Source organism: Stenotrophomonas sp., assembly GCF_032099025.1.
Taxonomy (GTDB): domain Bacteria; phylum Pseudomonadota; class Gammaproteobacteria; order Xanthomonadales; family Xanthomonadaceae; genus Stenotrophomonas.
Window position 1 is genome coordinate 16,655 of record NZ_DAMCID010000007.1, and the last position, 12,632, is coordinate 29,286.

Below are 12,632 nucleotides of genomic sequence, written 5' to 3' on the forward strand. Positions count from 1 at the left end.
GAATTATCGCCCCGCTGGTCTATGGTTGCCGACATCGAATTCCGTCCCTGGAAGGGCTAGATGATGCGTGTCGAAACCTGCAGAACACTTTGCTTCGCGGCAATGGTTGCACTGGCCCCGATAGCGATGGCCCAGAAGGATGACAGTCACGGGAATCAGCTGGCGTCTCATGGGCTTGGCGACTCGTCCCCCAAGGTCAGAGATATGAGCTTGGATGCGCGCTGGAAGGTATACGGCTTCACCCGAGACGGAATCTCGTACTACCAGATAAATGATCTGGCGGGCCGGGTACAGATCATTGTCGGCCGAGCGGACGACGCGTTCTGGGCGCTGCCTTCCGGAGAGACAGCATTCCGCGTCTCGCTGCCCTCTCAAAGGTTGCCCCTGCCCGAACGCGTTGTGCCGTCCGTGATCTATCGAGGCCCCGACTTCTCCATCGTCCACTATGCCGGGGGCGATGCGCTCTGGTCAGTTGAAGTTTCTGGCGCATCGCCATAGTCGGGAGCGTTGATGAAGTTGCCAGTTCGGCGACCTCGTTTCTCGCGGATCAGCTGCGACTGGTCCTTCAATTGACAGACCGTGCCAAGGCAGTCGACATCAGCATGGCATCCGGCGCCGGAATCGACGCTGCCAGTACTGACAGGCTGCCGATGATCACGAATTCTTTGTGGTTGCTCAGCTTGCTGGCCTCGACCAACAATTCGCCGACACGCGCGAGGTCCGCTGGGACGTCAGGCCTCTTCGGGGGCGCCAACGCGAAGCTCCTCGCGATACTTCGGTTCCCGGTAGATGAATCCGAAGGGGGAGTTCTGGACCAGCGCATTGGCGTTGTGGCCACGCAGCATCTTGGGAATGCTGTTTGCAGGATCCTGCAGAATTCTACGCCAAGCGCGCACATAGTATGGGCTGGCTACTCCGCCATGTTCCCAGACCTTCACGTTTCGAAGCGCACGCTTTACAAGGCGGGCTGCCTTTTCATCATCCAGCGTTGCAAACTCGGCCGCAAGGGTGCGGTGAACTTTGCGCAGGGCCGCGTAGCGTGCCTTCGCCAGCTTCAGCGCCGCGAGTCGGGCAGCCACACGATCAACGGACGCTGAGGCGACCACTGGGGGGCATGGCTGGGGCAGGGGCTTCGGACTGGCCATGCATTCAAGAATAAGGGCTTGGACAACAGGGTCAAGGGCCTGGTCCATGCTGCGATGCCGCTAAACGTGCCGGCAGGGGTAGAGCGGCATGTGGGGCGGGCGCGAACCAGACCCATTCAGTGGATGCTGCAAATAGGAACAGTTTCAAAGGAAGCCATCCGCGTCACGCGTAGTGTGCGGGGCACATGCATGCGGGGAGGTGGATGTGACGCTGTTACATGTCCTGGGTGGGGCGTCGCTTCTGATACTGGTGGCGGTGTCGACGGTGGTGCGGGCGGGATTGGGGGTGGGCCACGCGTATGACGTAGCAGTTCCTGATGCCGCTGAGCGCCGCGCTGAGGCAGGCGCGGTAGCCGTCGAAGAATTGTTGGGGATGGCGGTGCCTGCGCAGTCTGGTCCGTTGCGGGATCGGCTGCGTCCGTAGGGATGTTGCGTCGGGCCGAGCGCCAGGCAGTACCGACCAACGGTCGGTACCTGCCGGTGGCGCCGACGGCAGCCGCCACAACGAAAGAGGCCCCGCAGTGCGGGGCCTCTTTCTGTTTCGATATCTGCGCGGATCAGCGCTTCATCGAACCGAAGAACTCGTCGTTGGACTTGGTGTTCTTCATCTTGTCGAGCAGGAACTCCATCGCGGCGATTTCGTCCATCGGATGCAGCAGCTTGCGCAGGATCCAGATCTTCTGCAGCAGCTCCGGTTCGATCAGCAGGTCTTCGCGGCGGGTGCCCGAACGGTTGATGTCGATGGCCGGGTAGACGCGCTTTTCGCCGATACGACGGTTCAGGTGCACTTCGCTGTTGCCGGTGCCCTTGAACTCTTCGTAGATCACCTCGTCCATCTTGCTGCCGGTTTCGACCAGCGCGGTGGCGATGATGGTCAGGCTGCCGCCTTCCTCAACGTTGCGCGCGGCGCCGAAGAAGCGCTTCGGACGGTGCAGGGCATTGGCGTCCACACCACCGGTGAGCACCTTGCCGGAGCTGGGCACCACGTTGTTGTAGGCGCGCGCCAGGCGGGTGATCGAGTCGAGCAGGATCACCACGTCCTTCTTGTGTTCGACCAGGCGCTTGGCCCGCTCGATCACCATTTCGGCCACCTGCACGTGACGGGCCGCCGGCTCGTCAAACGTGGAGCTGATGACTTCGCCGCGCACGGTGCGCTGCATTTCGGTCACTTCTTCCGGACGCTCATCGATCAGCAGCACGATCATGTGCACTTCCGGATGGTTCGTCGTGATGGCAGTAGCAACCTGCTGCATCATCATCGTCTTGCCGGCCTTCGGCGGGGAGACGATCAGCGCACGCTGACCCTTGCCCTGCGGTGCCATCAGATCGAGGATGCGGCCGGTGATGTCTTCCGACGAGCCGTTGCCGCGCTCCAGCGTGAAGCGCTTGCGCGGGAACAGGGCGGTAAGGTTTTCGAACAGCGCCTTGTTCTTCGACGCTTCCAGCGGCTCACCGTTGATGGTGTCCACGATCGACAGCGCGAAGTAGCGCTCGCCGTCCTTCGGGAAGCGGATGCGGCCCGACAGGTGGTCGCCGGTACGCAGGTTGAAGCGGCGGATCTGGCTGGGCGAGATGTAGGTGTCGTCCGGGCCGGCCAGGTAGCTGGCCTCGGCCGCGCGCAGGAAGCCGAAGCCGTCCGGCAGGATTTCCAGCACGCCGTCGGCGGCAACGCCGTCGCCGTGGCGGGTCAGTACCTTGAGCAGGGCGAAGATCACGTCCTGCTTGCGGGCACGTGCCACGCCTTCGGAGATCTGCAGCTGCTCGGCGATGTCCAGCAGCTTCTGTGCCGGCATGCGCTTGAGGTCGCTCAGCGAATAGACCGGGAAGCCTTCCGGCACGTTGGCCTGCTGGCTGCGCACGAAGGGCTGCTGCTCGCCGGTGTCCTGCGGCATGCCGTCGTCGCGGAAGCCACCACCGCCGCCGCCACGATTGCGGTCGCGGTCGCGGCGGTTACGGAAACGGTCGCGGCGGTTGCCCTGGCCCTGGCCGTCGTTCTGGCCCTTGCCCTGGTTCTGGCCCTGCTGGTACGGATTCTGGCCGCCCTGCGGGTTGTTGTTGTTGCGCTGGCCGCCGTCGCCGGCGTCCTGGCCACCGCCCTGGGGGGCGGGGGCATCGCCGCTGGCCGCGGCCGGTGCCTGGGGCGCCTGCTGCGGGGCTGCGGGTGCAGCCGGCGCCGGCGCGTCAGGCGCGGCAGCCAGGGGCAGGGCGTTCTGGGAAGGAGAAGAACCGGTGTCGGCGCTGCTGGCAGCGGCCTTGGCGACGCGCGGCTTGCGCACGCGCTTCTCGGCGGGCGCGTCGGCGCTCCCGGGTTCGGAAGTAGTGATATCGGACAAGTGCTGAATTCCTCGCTGGAAGGTGCGAGCGCCCGGCAGGGGCGGCGAACGTTGGGAAGGGATTCTGGAAAGAGACGACGTCCAGAAGATGCGGCGCGCGAATGCGGCCGGATATGCCGACACTAACACCGGCTCGCGGCAGTGCGCAAGCCGGGTGGGGCAGGGTCATTCATGCGGGCGTGGGGGCCCGCGGGGCAGCCAGCCTGGGCCGGCTGCCTGCTGCGATCAGGCCAGCGCCTTGTCGAGCATGCCGGCCAGCTGGGCCTTGCCCACTGCGCCGACCTGCTGGGCCTGGACTTCGCCGTCCTTGAACACCAGCAGCATCGGAATCGAGCGCACGTGGTACTTCACGGCCAATTCGCGCTGCTCGTCGACGTTGACCTTGGCGATCTTGGCGCGCCCGTTATAGGCGTCGGCCAGCTCGTCCAGTGCCGGGGCGATCATCTTGCAGGGGCCACACCACTCGGCCCAGAAATCGACCAGCACGGGTTCCTTGGAATCCAGCACAGTGCTTTGGAAGTCAGCCGTGCTGACATGTACAACCTTGTCGCTCATCTTGGTCTCTCGTTTTGGAGTGCACCCGGCCGGGCCGGAGGAGGTTGAACCTGGACGGTGCCCGCAGGCCCCGTCCCCGTCTGCTGCCTCGTGGCCGCGGAGGCGGCCAGCGGTGCGTCCGATGGATGCCTGGACGCTCACGGCCGGCAGTGTACCCCTATCGTCGCGGGGTGGCAGGCACCGGTTGGAAAGATTCGTCCTGTGACTGCCATCGCGCTTTGCCGGGGCTGGCGAGACTGATATGCGGGTGAGGTGGTGGCGGTTCCAGCCACTAAAGGCGGGGCGTTCAACTGAGGGTCGGGGCGGTGAAGGGTCAGTTGATGGGCTGCGACGGCCAGCCACGCAGGGCGTGGCTCTACCCGATCAATGCGCCTTCACAGGTTGTCGCTTGGGGTCGTGAGACCGGCCATCCCGGTTTGCCGGCCGCTTTGCGCTAAACTGGGTCATTGTGCGGCGCCCGAGGACCGGTTGGTCCGGCCTCCGCCTTCCCTGGCGCAGGGCCCTCAATGGCGACGGTGCCCCCAAGATTGCAAGCCATCCGTGCACGCTGCCGGGCTGGCCTTACCAAGACGGACTCATGAGCGACAAACCGCTGACCGATTTGACCTTCTCCTCCTTTGATCTGCATCCGGCCCTGCAGGCCGGTCTGGAAGGAGCTGGATTCACCCGCTGCACCCCGATCCAGGCGCTGACCCTGCCGGTGGCACTGCCTGGCGGCGACGTCGCCGGCCAGGCCCAGACCGGTACCGGCAAGACGCTGGCCTTCCTGGTCGCGGTGGTCAACCGCCTGCTGACCCGCCCGGCCCTGGCCGACCGCAAGCCGGAAGACCCGCGCGCGCTGATTCTGGCGCCGACCCGCGAACTGGCCATCCAGATCCACAAGGATGCGGTGAAGTTCGGTTCGGACCTGGGCCTGCGCTTCGCGCTGGTCTACGGCGGCGTGGACTACGACAAGCAGCGCGAAATCCTGCAGCAGGGCGTGGACGTGATCATCGCCACCCCCGGCCGCCTGATCGACTACGTCAAGCAGCACAAGGTGGTTTCGCTGCATGCCTGCGAGATCTGCGTGCTTGACGAAGCCGACCGCATGTTCGACCTGGGCTTCATCAAGGACATCCGCTTCCTGCTGCGCCGCATGCCCGAGCGCGCCACGCGCCAGACCCTGCTGTTCAGCGCCACGCTCAGCCACCGCGTGCTGGAACTGGCCTATGAGCACATGAACGAGCCGCAGAAGCTGGTGGTGGAGAGCGAGTCGATCACCGCCGCCCGCGTGCGCCAGCGCATCTACTTCCCGGCCGACGAAGAAAAAATCCCGCTGCTGCTGGGCCTGCTGTCGCGCAGCGAAGGCGCGCGCACCATGGTCTTCGTCAACACCAAGGTGTTCGTCGAACGCGTTGCGCGCTCGCTGGAAAAGGCCGGCTACCGTGTCGGCGTGCTGTCCGGCGACGTGCCGCAGAAGAAGCGAGAGAGCCTGCTCAACCGCTTCCAGAAGGGTCAGCTGGAAATCCTGGTCGCCACCGACGTGGCCGCGCGCGGCCTGCACATCGACGGCATCAAGTACGTCTACAACTACGACCTGCCGTTCGACGCCGAAGACTACGTGCACCGCATCGGCCGTACCGCCCGCCTGGGCGAGGAAGGCGATGCCATCAGCTTCGCGTGCGAGCGCTACGCGATGGGCCTGCCGGACATCGAGGCGTACATCGAGCAGAAGATCCCGGTGGAACCCGTCACCAGCGAGATCCTGACCTCGCTGCCGCGCCCCGAGCGCGCCCCGCCGGCCGACGGCGAGGTGGACCCGGACGCGAACGAAAGCGTTGGCCAGATCTTCCGCGAGGCACGCGAAGCGCGTGCGGCCGAGGAAGAGCGTCGTGGCGGCGGTCGTTCCAGTGGCAGTGGCAGCCGTTCCGCGGGTGGTCGCGGTGAACGCAGTGGTGAGCGCAGCGGCGAACGCCGTCCGCGTGGCCCGCGCAAGCCGCGCGTGGAAGGCGAGCAGTCCGCCGCCGCCGCCGCCGCCGCCGCCGCCGTGGAAGGTGCCGTCCCCGTGGCCGCCGTGCAGGCTGTCGAGGCGCCGCGTCCCGAAGGCGCGCCGGACGCAGCAGTGGACGGCGAGCGCGCACCGCGCAAGCGCCGTCGTCGTCGCCACGGTCGCCCGGTTGAAGGCGCCGAAGGCACGGCACAGCAGGTCACGCCCGTGCAGGTCACCGCCAAGCCGATGCGCAACACCGCACCGTCTGCCGACCCGGGCGCCGGCTTCCTGACCCGCATCGGCCGCAAGATCCGCCGGATGCTGTCGGGCAGCTGATCCGCGCCTGATCGGTAGCGCCCCGCTATTGGCGGGGCGGCAGGCCAAACCCGATCAACGGTAGCTCCCTACCGTTGGTCGGGCGAACAGTCATCCCCACCTCGCCATCCTCCTCCGGCATAATCGGAGGGATGAGCGTCCTGCGTTTTGACAATGTCAGCAAACACTATGCGGGCGGCCACCAGGCATTGGTGGACGTCAGCTTCGACGTCGCGCCCGGGGAGATGCTGTTCGTCACCGGGCATTCCGGCGCCGGCAAGAGCACCCTGCTCAAGTTGATCCACCTCGACGAGCGGCCCAGCCGCGGCGCGGTGGTGTTCGACGACCGCAACCTGCTCAAGGTACGTGGTGGCGATATCCCCCGGCATCGGCGCACGGTGGGCGCGGTCTACCAGGACCATCGCCTGCTGATGGACCGCAGCATTGCCGAGAACGTGGCGCTGCCCCTGATCCTGCGTGGCACCCGCCGTGCCGACATCGCCAAGCGCGTGCGCTCGGTGCTGGAACGCATGGGCCTGGGCCACCGCGAGAAGGCGCTGCCGTCGCAGCTCTCGGCGGGTGAACAGCAGCGCGTGGGCATCGCCCGTGCGATCGTCGGTGAACCCAAGCTGCTGGTGGCCGACGAACCCACCGGCAACCTCGACCCCACCCTGGCGGCGGAAATCATGGCGCTGTTCGCCGAACTGCCCGAGCGCGGCACCAGCGTGCTGGTGGTCAGCCATGACCTGGCGCTGCTGCGCCACATGCGCAAGCGCGTGCTGATCCTCGACCACGGCAAGCTGATCGACGACATCTCGCCGCAGGACCTGGCCGAATGAGTACCGCCACCAACAAGGATGCCGTGGCACCCTCGCGCTTCGGCGTGTGGCTGCACCATCATGGCCACAGCGTGGTGTTCAGCCTGGGCCGCGCCTGGCGCAAGCCGTGGGCCACCCTGCTCACCGTGATGGTGATGGCGCTCGCGCTGGCCCTGCCGCTGGGCCTGTCGATCGCGCTGGACAACCTCAAGCACTTCGCCGGCAGCGTGCAGCAGTCGCGCGACATCAACCTGTTCCTCAAGACCACGGTCGATGCCGCTGCGGCAAAGCAGGTGGCCGACACGCTGCGCGGCCGTGCCGACGTGGCCGGCGTTACCCTGCGTTCGCCGGACGAAGGCCTGGCCGAGCTGCGCGACAGCGCCGGGCTGGGCGAAGCCATCGACGCGCTGCACGACAACCCGTTGCCGTCGCTGCTGATCGTGACCCCGGCCAACGGCACCGATGACGCCCGCCTGGCGCAGTCGCTGGAAGGCCTGCCGCAGGCGGACCTGGTGCAGCACGACGCCCTGTGGCGCAAGCGCCTGGATGCCTGGCTGGGCTTCGGCACGCGGCTGGTGCAGGTGCTGTCGGTCCTGCTCGGCCTTGGCGCAGCGCTGGTGGTGGGCAACACGGTGCGGCTGGACATCCAGGCGCGCCGCGAGGAAATCGGCGTGCTGCAGCTGCTGGGTGCCAGCGACGGCTTCATCCGTCGCCCGTTCCTGTACCTTGGCGCCTGGTATGGCCTGGGTGCCGGTGCGCTGGCACTGGCACTGATCGGCGTGGCAGGGCTGGCCCTGCGCCCGCCGCTGGCCGCGCTCTCGCAAAGCTACGCCAGCCCGTTCGTGCTGCATGGGCTGGACCTGCTGCATTCATCGCTCGTGCTGGTCGGCACTGTCGTGCTGGGCTGGCTGGGCGCGTGGCTGGTGACGGGACATTTCCTGCGCCAGACCCGTCCGACCGAAACCTGAGGCCCGCATGCGTCCGCAAGTACTGAAGCACCTGGTCGACGATGCACCGCGCGTCATGGTGGTCGATGGTTCCAAGCTGGTCCGCCGCCTGATCGCCGACGTGCTGAAGCGCGAACTGCCGGCGGTGGAAGTGGTGGGCTGCGCCAGCATCGAAGAGGCGCGCACCGCACTGGAAGCCGGCCCGGTCAACCTGGTCACCACCTCGCTCACGCTGAGTGATGGCGACGGGCTGGCGCTGGCACGGCTGGTGCGCGAGACCGCGGGCCAGGCCTACGTGCCGGTGATCGTGGTCTCCGGCGATGCGCAGCAGCACCTGGAGCAGCGCCGCTTCACCGACTACGTCACCGACTATTTCGACAAGGCCCTGGGCCACGAGGCGCTGGCCACCTTCATCCGTGGCTATGTGCAGCCGGAGACGATTCCCGGCGCCACCATCCTGTATGTCGAAGACAGCCGCGTGGTGGCCGAGGCGACCAAGCGCATGCTGGAACGGCAGAGCCTCAACGTGCTGCACGTGATGACCGCGGAAGAAGCCTTCGCGCTGCTCACCGCCGAATCGCTGGGCCGCAGCAGCCACCGCATCGACCTGGTGCTGACCGACGTCACGCTGAAGGGCGAACTCAGTGGCCGCGATGTGGTGGAGCGCGTGCGCGTGGACTTCGGCTACGGCAAGCGCCGCCTGCCGGTGCTGGTGATGACCGGCGACGGCAACCCGCTCAACCAGTCCAGCCTGCTGCAGGCCGGTGCCAATGACCTGGTGCAGAAGCCGATCGAAGAACGGCTGCTGGTCACCAAGGTCCTGTTCCAGCTGCGCCTGGCGCGACTCAACGACAAACCCGCGGTGCGATGAACGACGACGTACAGCCCAGCATCCAGCTCGAACCGAGCTGGAAGGCGCATATTGGTGACTATCTGCTGCGGCCGGACATGCGTGAGCTCGCCGGCTTCCTGCGCCAGCGCAAGGCCGCCGGTGCCCACGTGTTCCCGCCGGGCCCGCAGATGTTCGCCGCGTTCGACGCCACACCGTTCGAGCAGGTGAAGGTGGTGATCCTCGGGCAGGATCCCTATCACGGCCACGGACAGGCCCATGGCCTGAGCTTCTCGGTGATGCCCGGCGTGCCGGTGCCGCCGTCGCTGCTGAACATCTACAAGGAAATCGAATCCGACCTGGGCATTGCGCGGCCGGACCACGGCTGCCTGCTGCCGTGGGCGCAGCGCGGCGTGCTGCTGCTCAACGCGGTGCTCACCGTGGAGGAAGGCAAGCCGGGCTCGCACCAGAAACGCGGCTGGGAGGGATTCACCGACCAGGTCGTGGATACCCTCAACCGCGAGCGCGAGGGCCTGGTGTTCCTGCTCTGGGGCAGCTACGCGCAGCAGAAGGGCAAGGTGATCGACACCGGCCGCCACCGCGTGCTCAAGGCACCGCATCCGTCGCCGTTGTCGGCGCATCGCGGCTTCCTGGGTTGCCAGCATTTTTCCACGGCCAACCAGTATCTGGACCGGCGCGGCCTGGGTCGCATCGATTGGTCGCTGCCGCCGCGCGCCACGCTCTGAATCGATCCGGTCAGCCGTGGGCGGGCCTCACGTTCTGTGCATTCAGTGTTAATTGCTCGATCGATTGAATCGATTTAATCAGTCAGCATTTCAATGATTGCGCGGGCCACCTGACGTTTCCGCGGCGGCATCCGACGCAGCAGGGCGAGAATCTCGGATTCCTGGCTCGTGCGCTCCGCCTCGACGCGAGTTTCTTCCGACAGCGGAATGTCGTTTTCTGCCTCCGGTCGTCCCGGTCCGCGTCCCGTCGCCAGCCATTCAAAATAGACTTGCGTCACAATTGCTATGCAGGCAAGGTGTTGAACACTGGGAAACGTGCCTCCCTCGCGTTCCCACTGCGCCACTGCACTGCGGCGCACGCCGGCCTCCAGCGCCAGCTGCGATTGCGATAGGCCTGCGGTCAGGCGTGCTCGCCTGATTCTGTCGCACATAGCCTGCATTTCACTCCCCCTTTCCCTGTTTAGTAAGTATTGCTTCCCTGAAAGCGATTCTTTTCTTCTGTGTACAGAATTGCTTTCGCCCACTTCTGCAACAAGGCTTATAGCTGGATAAACACGCGCCAGCAAGCGGTACTGTCCCCCGTTTTCACGCCGTCTTGTTTGACGAAAATTCCGCTGCCCCGCATTAATCGCCAAAACCGGGCCTGAACGTAAATCACGTCGGGAAACGGACAACGGCAAGCGAGATCAGGGCGGCGACGGAGTAAATCCATCGTTACGGTCGAGCTTTGCCCAAAAAGCGGGGGAGACGAACGTATGGTTAATGTGAAAGGCGTGAACGCTTCGTCATCGCGGTGGCAGTCGCTGGTACTGCTGGCCGTGTTGGCGGTGCTTTCCTGCCTTGGCCGGGCCCATGCCCAATCGGCCTGCACGGCCGGTGCCTGCGTCAGCGCCGGACCGCGCCTGGCCTCGGTCGATTCCACCCAGAGCCCGATCCTGAATCTGCTGTTCGGCGCGCTGCTGCCCGGCACCACCCTCAACCTGAGCGCGGTTGACTGGAACAACCTCGCCGGCGCCAACATCAACCTCAATGCACTGCTGACCCAGCTCAACGGGGGCGTGGTGGTCAGCGACCCCAGCCAGGTGCTCAACACCAACATCACCCTGGGCCAGTTGCGCGCGGCGATGGTGCAGGTGCTGCAGGCCGACGGCCAGACGGCGGCGGCCAACGTGCTCAACGCGTTGCCGCTGGGCGTGGCCGGCACGTCGGGCAGCATCCGCCTGGCCGACATCCTGCAGATCGCCCTGCCCACCGGCTCGCTCACCACGGTGCGGTTGAACGTGCTGGACCTGCTCACCGGCGGGGTGCAGCTGTACAACTTCCGCAACGTGCTGACCACGCCGACGCCGATCACGGTCAACACGGCGGCACTGGGGCTCAACGGTGTGGCCAACGTGCGCCTGTGGGCGCAGGTGGTGGAACCGCCGGTCTACACCTGCGGCGCGGTCGGCGCGGCGTTCCACAGCGCAGCCATCCGCATCAAGCTCGACCTGGATCTTGTGCAGGGCCTCAATACCGGCACGCTAACCGCCGCGCTCAGCGGGCTCAACCTGCTCGGCATCTCGCTGTCCAACACCAGCATCAGCGCCGACGTGCTGCACCTGCAGGTGTACGCGGATGTCGCACGCGCCGAGGGCTCGATTTCCGCCATCAACCTGGTCGGCAACGCGGTCACCCTGCAGGCGCGTCCGGGCCTGGTCAACCTCTATGTCGGCCAGATCAGCGACGCCACCTTCTTCAACCGCAGCACGGTGCTGACCAGCACGGCGCTGAGCCCTGCAGCGCTGACCTCGCTGAGCGTGAAGGTGCGGGTGTCGGCGAACATCCTCGGCATCCTCACCCCGATCGCCGACGTCACCATTCCCCTGACGGTCAGCATCAGTGGTTACGCCACTGCAACCCCTGGCCTGCAGAGCGCCAGCTTCACCGGCCCCTATCCACAGACGCGCACCCTGACCGCGGGTACGGTGAGTGCGGCAACGCTGGTCTCCACGCTGGTCAACTCGCTCAACATCCAGGTCACCAGCGGCAATCCGGTGGTGACGCTGCTCGGCGGCATCGCCCTGCCACTGCCGGTGGCCGATCTGGTCAATGGCGTCGTCAGCACGCTGCTGACGCCGATCCGCACTCTGGTCAACGGGCTGGTCACCCCGGTACTGACGACCCTGCTGGGCGGGGTGGTGGACAACCTGCTGGGCCTGCTCGGCATCCGCATCGGCCAGGCGGTGTTCACCGTGGAGGGCATCACCCAGGCCTGCGCGGCGACGCTGCAGCTGGTCAAGCTGCTGCAACCCACCAGCGATACCGGTCGCTTCAATCTGTCCATCACCTACAACGGCAGCACCGTCGGCTCGGCCAGCAACGTGGGCAACAACGGCGCAACCGCCGCGGTGATCACCGTGCCCGGCGGCAGCTACGCACTTGCCGAGGCCGCCGCAGCGGGCGGCACGCTGGCGCGCTACGCCAGCACCTGGCAGTGCGTGGACCAGAACAACACGGTGGTGTCTTCCGGCACCGGCGGCACGTTCACATTGCAGGCGCCCGCGATGACCGCCACCGCGGTCACCCTGGTGTGCAGCATCACCAATCGAACGCGCCAGGCGGATCTGTCGATCACCAAGAGCGATGGCAGCAGCAGCTACACGCCCGGCGGCACGGCGACCTACACGCTGGTGGTGCGCAACGACGGCCCCGACGCGGTCACCAACGCCATCGTCGCCGACACGCTGCCCAACGGCACCACGCTGCGCGCCGCCTGGACGTGCAGTGCCACCGGCGGCAGCGCCTGCGCGGCAGCCAGTGGCGGCACCGTCGGCGGCAGTGCGGTCAGCGTGGGGGTGAACCTGGTCAATGGGGGCCAGGCAACGATCAGCGTGCCCGTGAGCTTCAGCAACAACCCCGGCGCGTACTAGCGCGCCGGGCAGCAGCGCCGATGGCGAGGGAATGACCCCGCGCCGGGGATCGACAGACGCACC

General features: G+C 66.4%; 11 protein-coding genes. 7 read left to right on the plus strand and 4 right to left on the minus strand.

The features are described 5' to 3' along the window. Window positions 1-60 precede the first annotated feature (60 nt). Window positions 61-498, plus strand: a complete 438-nt coding sequence (locus RT456_RS06720) for a hypothetical protein (protein ID WP_313344221.1) — start codon at window positions 61-63, stop codon at window positions 496-498. Window positions 499-731: 233 nt separating this feature from the next. Here the strand turns inward: RT456_RS06720 and RT456_RS06725 are convergent, their stop codons facing one another. From RT456_RS06725 to trxA, 3 genes are all read right to left on the minus strand, one after another. Then, window positions 732-1,193, minus strand: coding sequence for a hypothetical protein (locus tag RT456_RS06725; RefSeq protein WP_313344224.1), 462 nt, complete (start codon window positions 1,191-1,193; stop codon window positions 732-734). Between the two features lie 509 nt (window positions 1,194-1,702). Beyond that, entirely contained in the window at window positions 1,703-3,478 is a 1,776-nt protein-coding gene (rho, locus tag RT456_RS06730) for a transcription termination factor Rho (protein ID WP_313344227.1), read from the minus strand. A gap of 225 nt (window positions 3,479-3,703) precedes the next feature. Beyond that, window positions 3,704-4,033: a thioredoxin gene (trxA, locus tag RT456_RS06735; protein WP_313344230.1), complete on the minus strand. Its 330-nt coding sequence runs from the start codon at window positions 4,031-4,033 to the stop codon at window positions 3,704-3,706. A 577-nt stretch (window positions 4,034-4,610) separates the two neighbouring features. Between trxA and rhlB the strand changes: the two genes are divergently transcribed. The 5 genes from rhlB (at window position 4,611) to ung (ending at window position 9,657) form a co-directional block, all read left to right on the plus strand. Then, a complete protein-coding gene (gene rhlB, locus RT456_RS06740) occupies window positions 4,611-6,338 on the plus strand; it encodes an ATP-dependent RNA helicase RhlB (protein WP_313344233.1) in 1,728 nt (575 codons plus the stop codon). 131 nt (window positions 6,339-6,469) lie between these two features. Beyond that, window positions 6,470-7,156 carry a cell division ATP-binding protein FtsE gene (gene ftsE / locus RT456_RS06745; protein ID WP_313344236.1) on the plus strand — a complete coding sequence of 229 codons (687 nt, stop codon included), beginning with the start codon at window positions 6,470-6,472 and terminating at the stop codon, window positions 7,154-7,156. Continuing rightward, window positions 7,153-8,103, plus strand: a complete 951-nt coding sequence (gene ftsX / locus RT456_RS06750) for a permease-like cell division protein FtsX (RefSeq protein ID WP_313344239.1) — start codon at window positions 7,153-7,155, stop codon at window positions 8,101-8,103. Before ftsE ends, ftsX begins: the two co-directional genes overlap by 4 nt. Window positions 8,104-8,110: 7 nt before the next feature. Beyond that, window positions 8,111-8,953 (plus strand): response regulator, encoded by an 843-nt coding sequence (locus tag RT456_RS06755; protein WP_313344241.1) that lies wholly within the window; start codon window positions 8,111-8,113, stop codon window positions 8,951-8,953. Beyond that, window positions 8,950-9,657, plus strand: coding sequence for a uracil-DNA glycosylase (gene ung, locus RT456_RS06760; RefSeq protein WP_313344243.1), 708 nt, complete (start codon window positions 8,950-8,952; stop codon window positions 9,655-9,657). The genes RT456_RS06755 and ung overlap by 4 nt, the downstream gene beginning before the upstream one ends. Before the next feature lie 74 nt (window positions 9,658-9,731). Here ung and RT456_RS06765 read toward each other — a convergent pair whose 3' ends face one another. Next, window positions 9,732-10,337: a helix-turn-helix transcriptional regulator gene (locus RT456_RS06765; RefSeq protein ID WP_313344245.1), complete on the minus strand. Its 606-nt coding sequence runs from the start codon at window positions 10,335-10,337 to the stop codon at window positions 9,732-9,734. Between the two features lie 93 nt (window positions 10,338-10,430). Between RT456_RS06765 and RT456_RS06770 the strand changes: the two genes are divergently transcribed. Then, window positions 10,431-12,569, plus strand: a complete 2,139-nt coding sequence (locus tag RT456_RS06770; RefSeq protein WP_313344247.1) for a hypothetical protein — start codon at window positions 10,431-10,433, stop codon at window positions 12,567-12,569. Window positions 12,570-12,632 lie beyond the last annotated feature (63 nt).

Coding starts and splice junctions, on each gene's coding strand:
- RT456_RS06720 (WP_313344221.1), top strand. CDS start 61: ATGATGCGTGTCGAAACCTGCAGAACACTTTGCTTCGCGGCAATGGTT.
- RT456_RS06725 (WP_313344224.1), bottom strand. CDS start 1,193: ATGGACCAGGCCCTTGACCCTGTTGTCCAAGCCCTTATTCTTGAATGC.
- trxA (WP_313344230.1), bottom strand. CDS start 4,033: ATGAGCGACAAGGTTGTACATGTCAGCACGGCTGACTTCCAAAGCACT.
- rhlB (WP_313344233.1), top strand. CDS start 4,611: ATGAGCGACAAACCGCTGACCGATTTGACCTTCTCCTCCTTTGATCTG.
- ftsE (WP_313344236.1), top strand. CDS start 6,470: ATGAGCGTCCTGCGTTTTGACAATGTCAGCAAACACTATGCGGGCGGC.
- ftsX (WP_313344239.1), top strand. CDS start 7,153: ATGAGTACCGCCACCAACAAGGATGCCGTGGCACCCTCGCGCTTCGGC.
- RT456_RS06755 (WP_313344241.1), top strand. CDS start 8,111: ATGCGTCCGCAAGTACTGAAGCACCTGGTCGACGATGCACCGCGCGTC.
- ung (WP_313344243.1), top strand. CDS start 8,950: ATGAACGACGACGTACAGCCCAGCATCCAGCTCGAACCGAGCTGGAAG.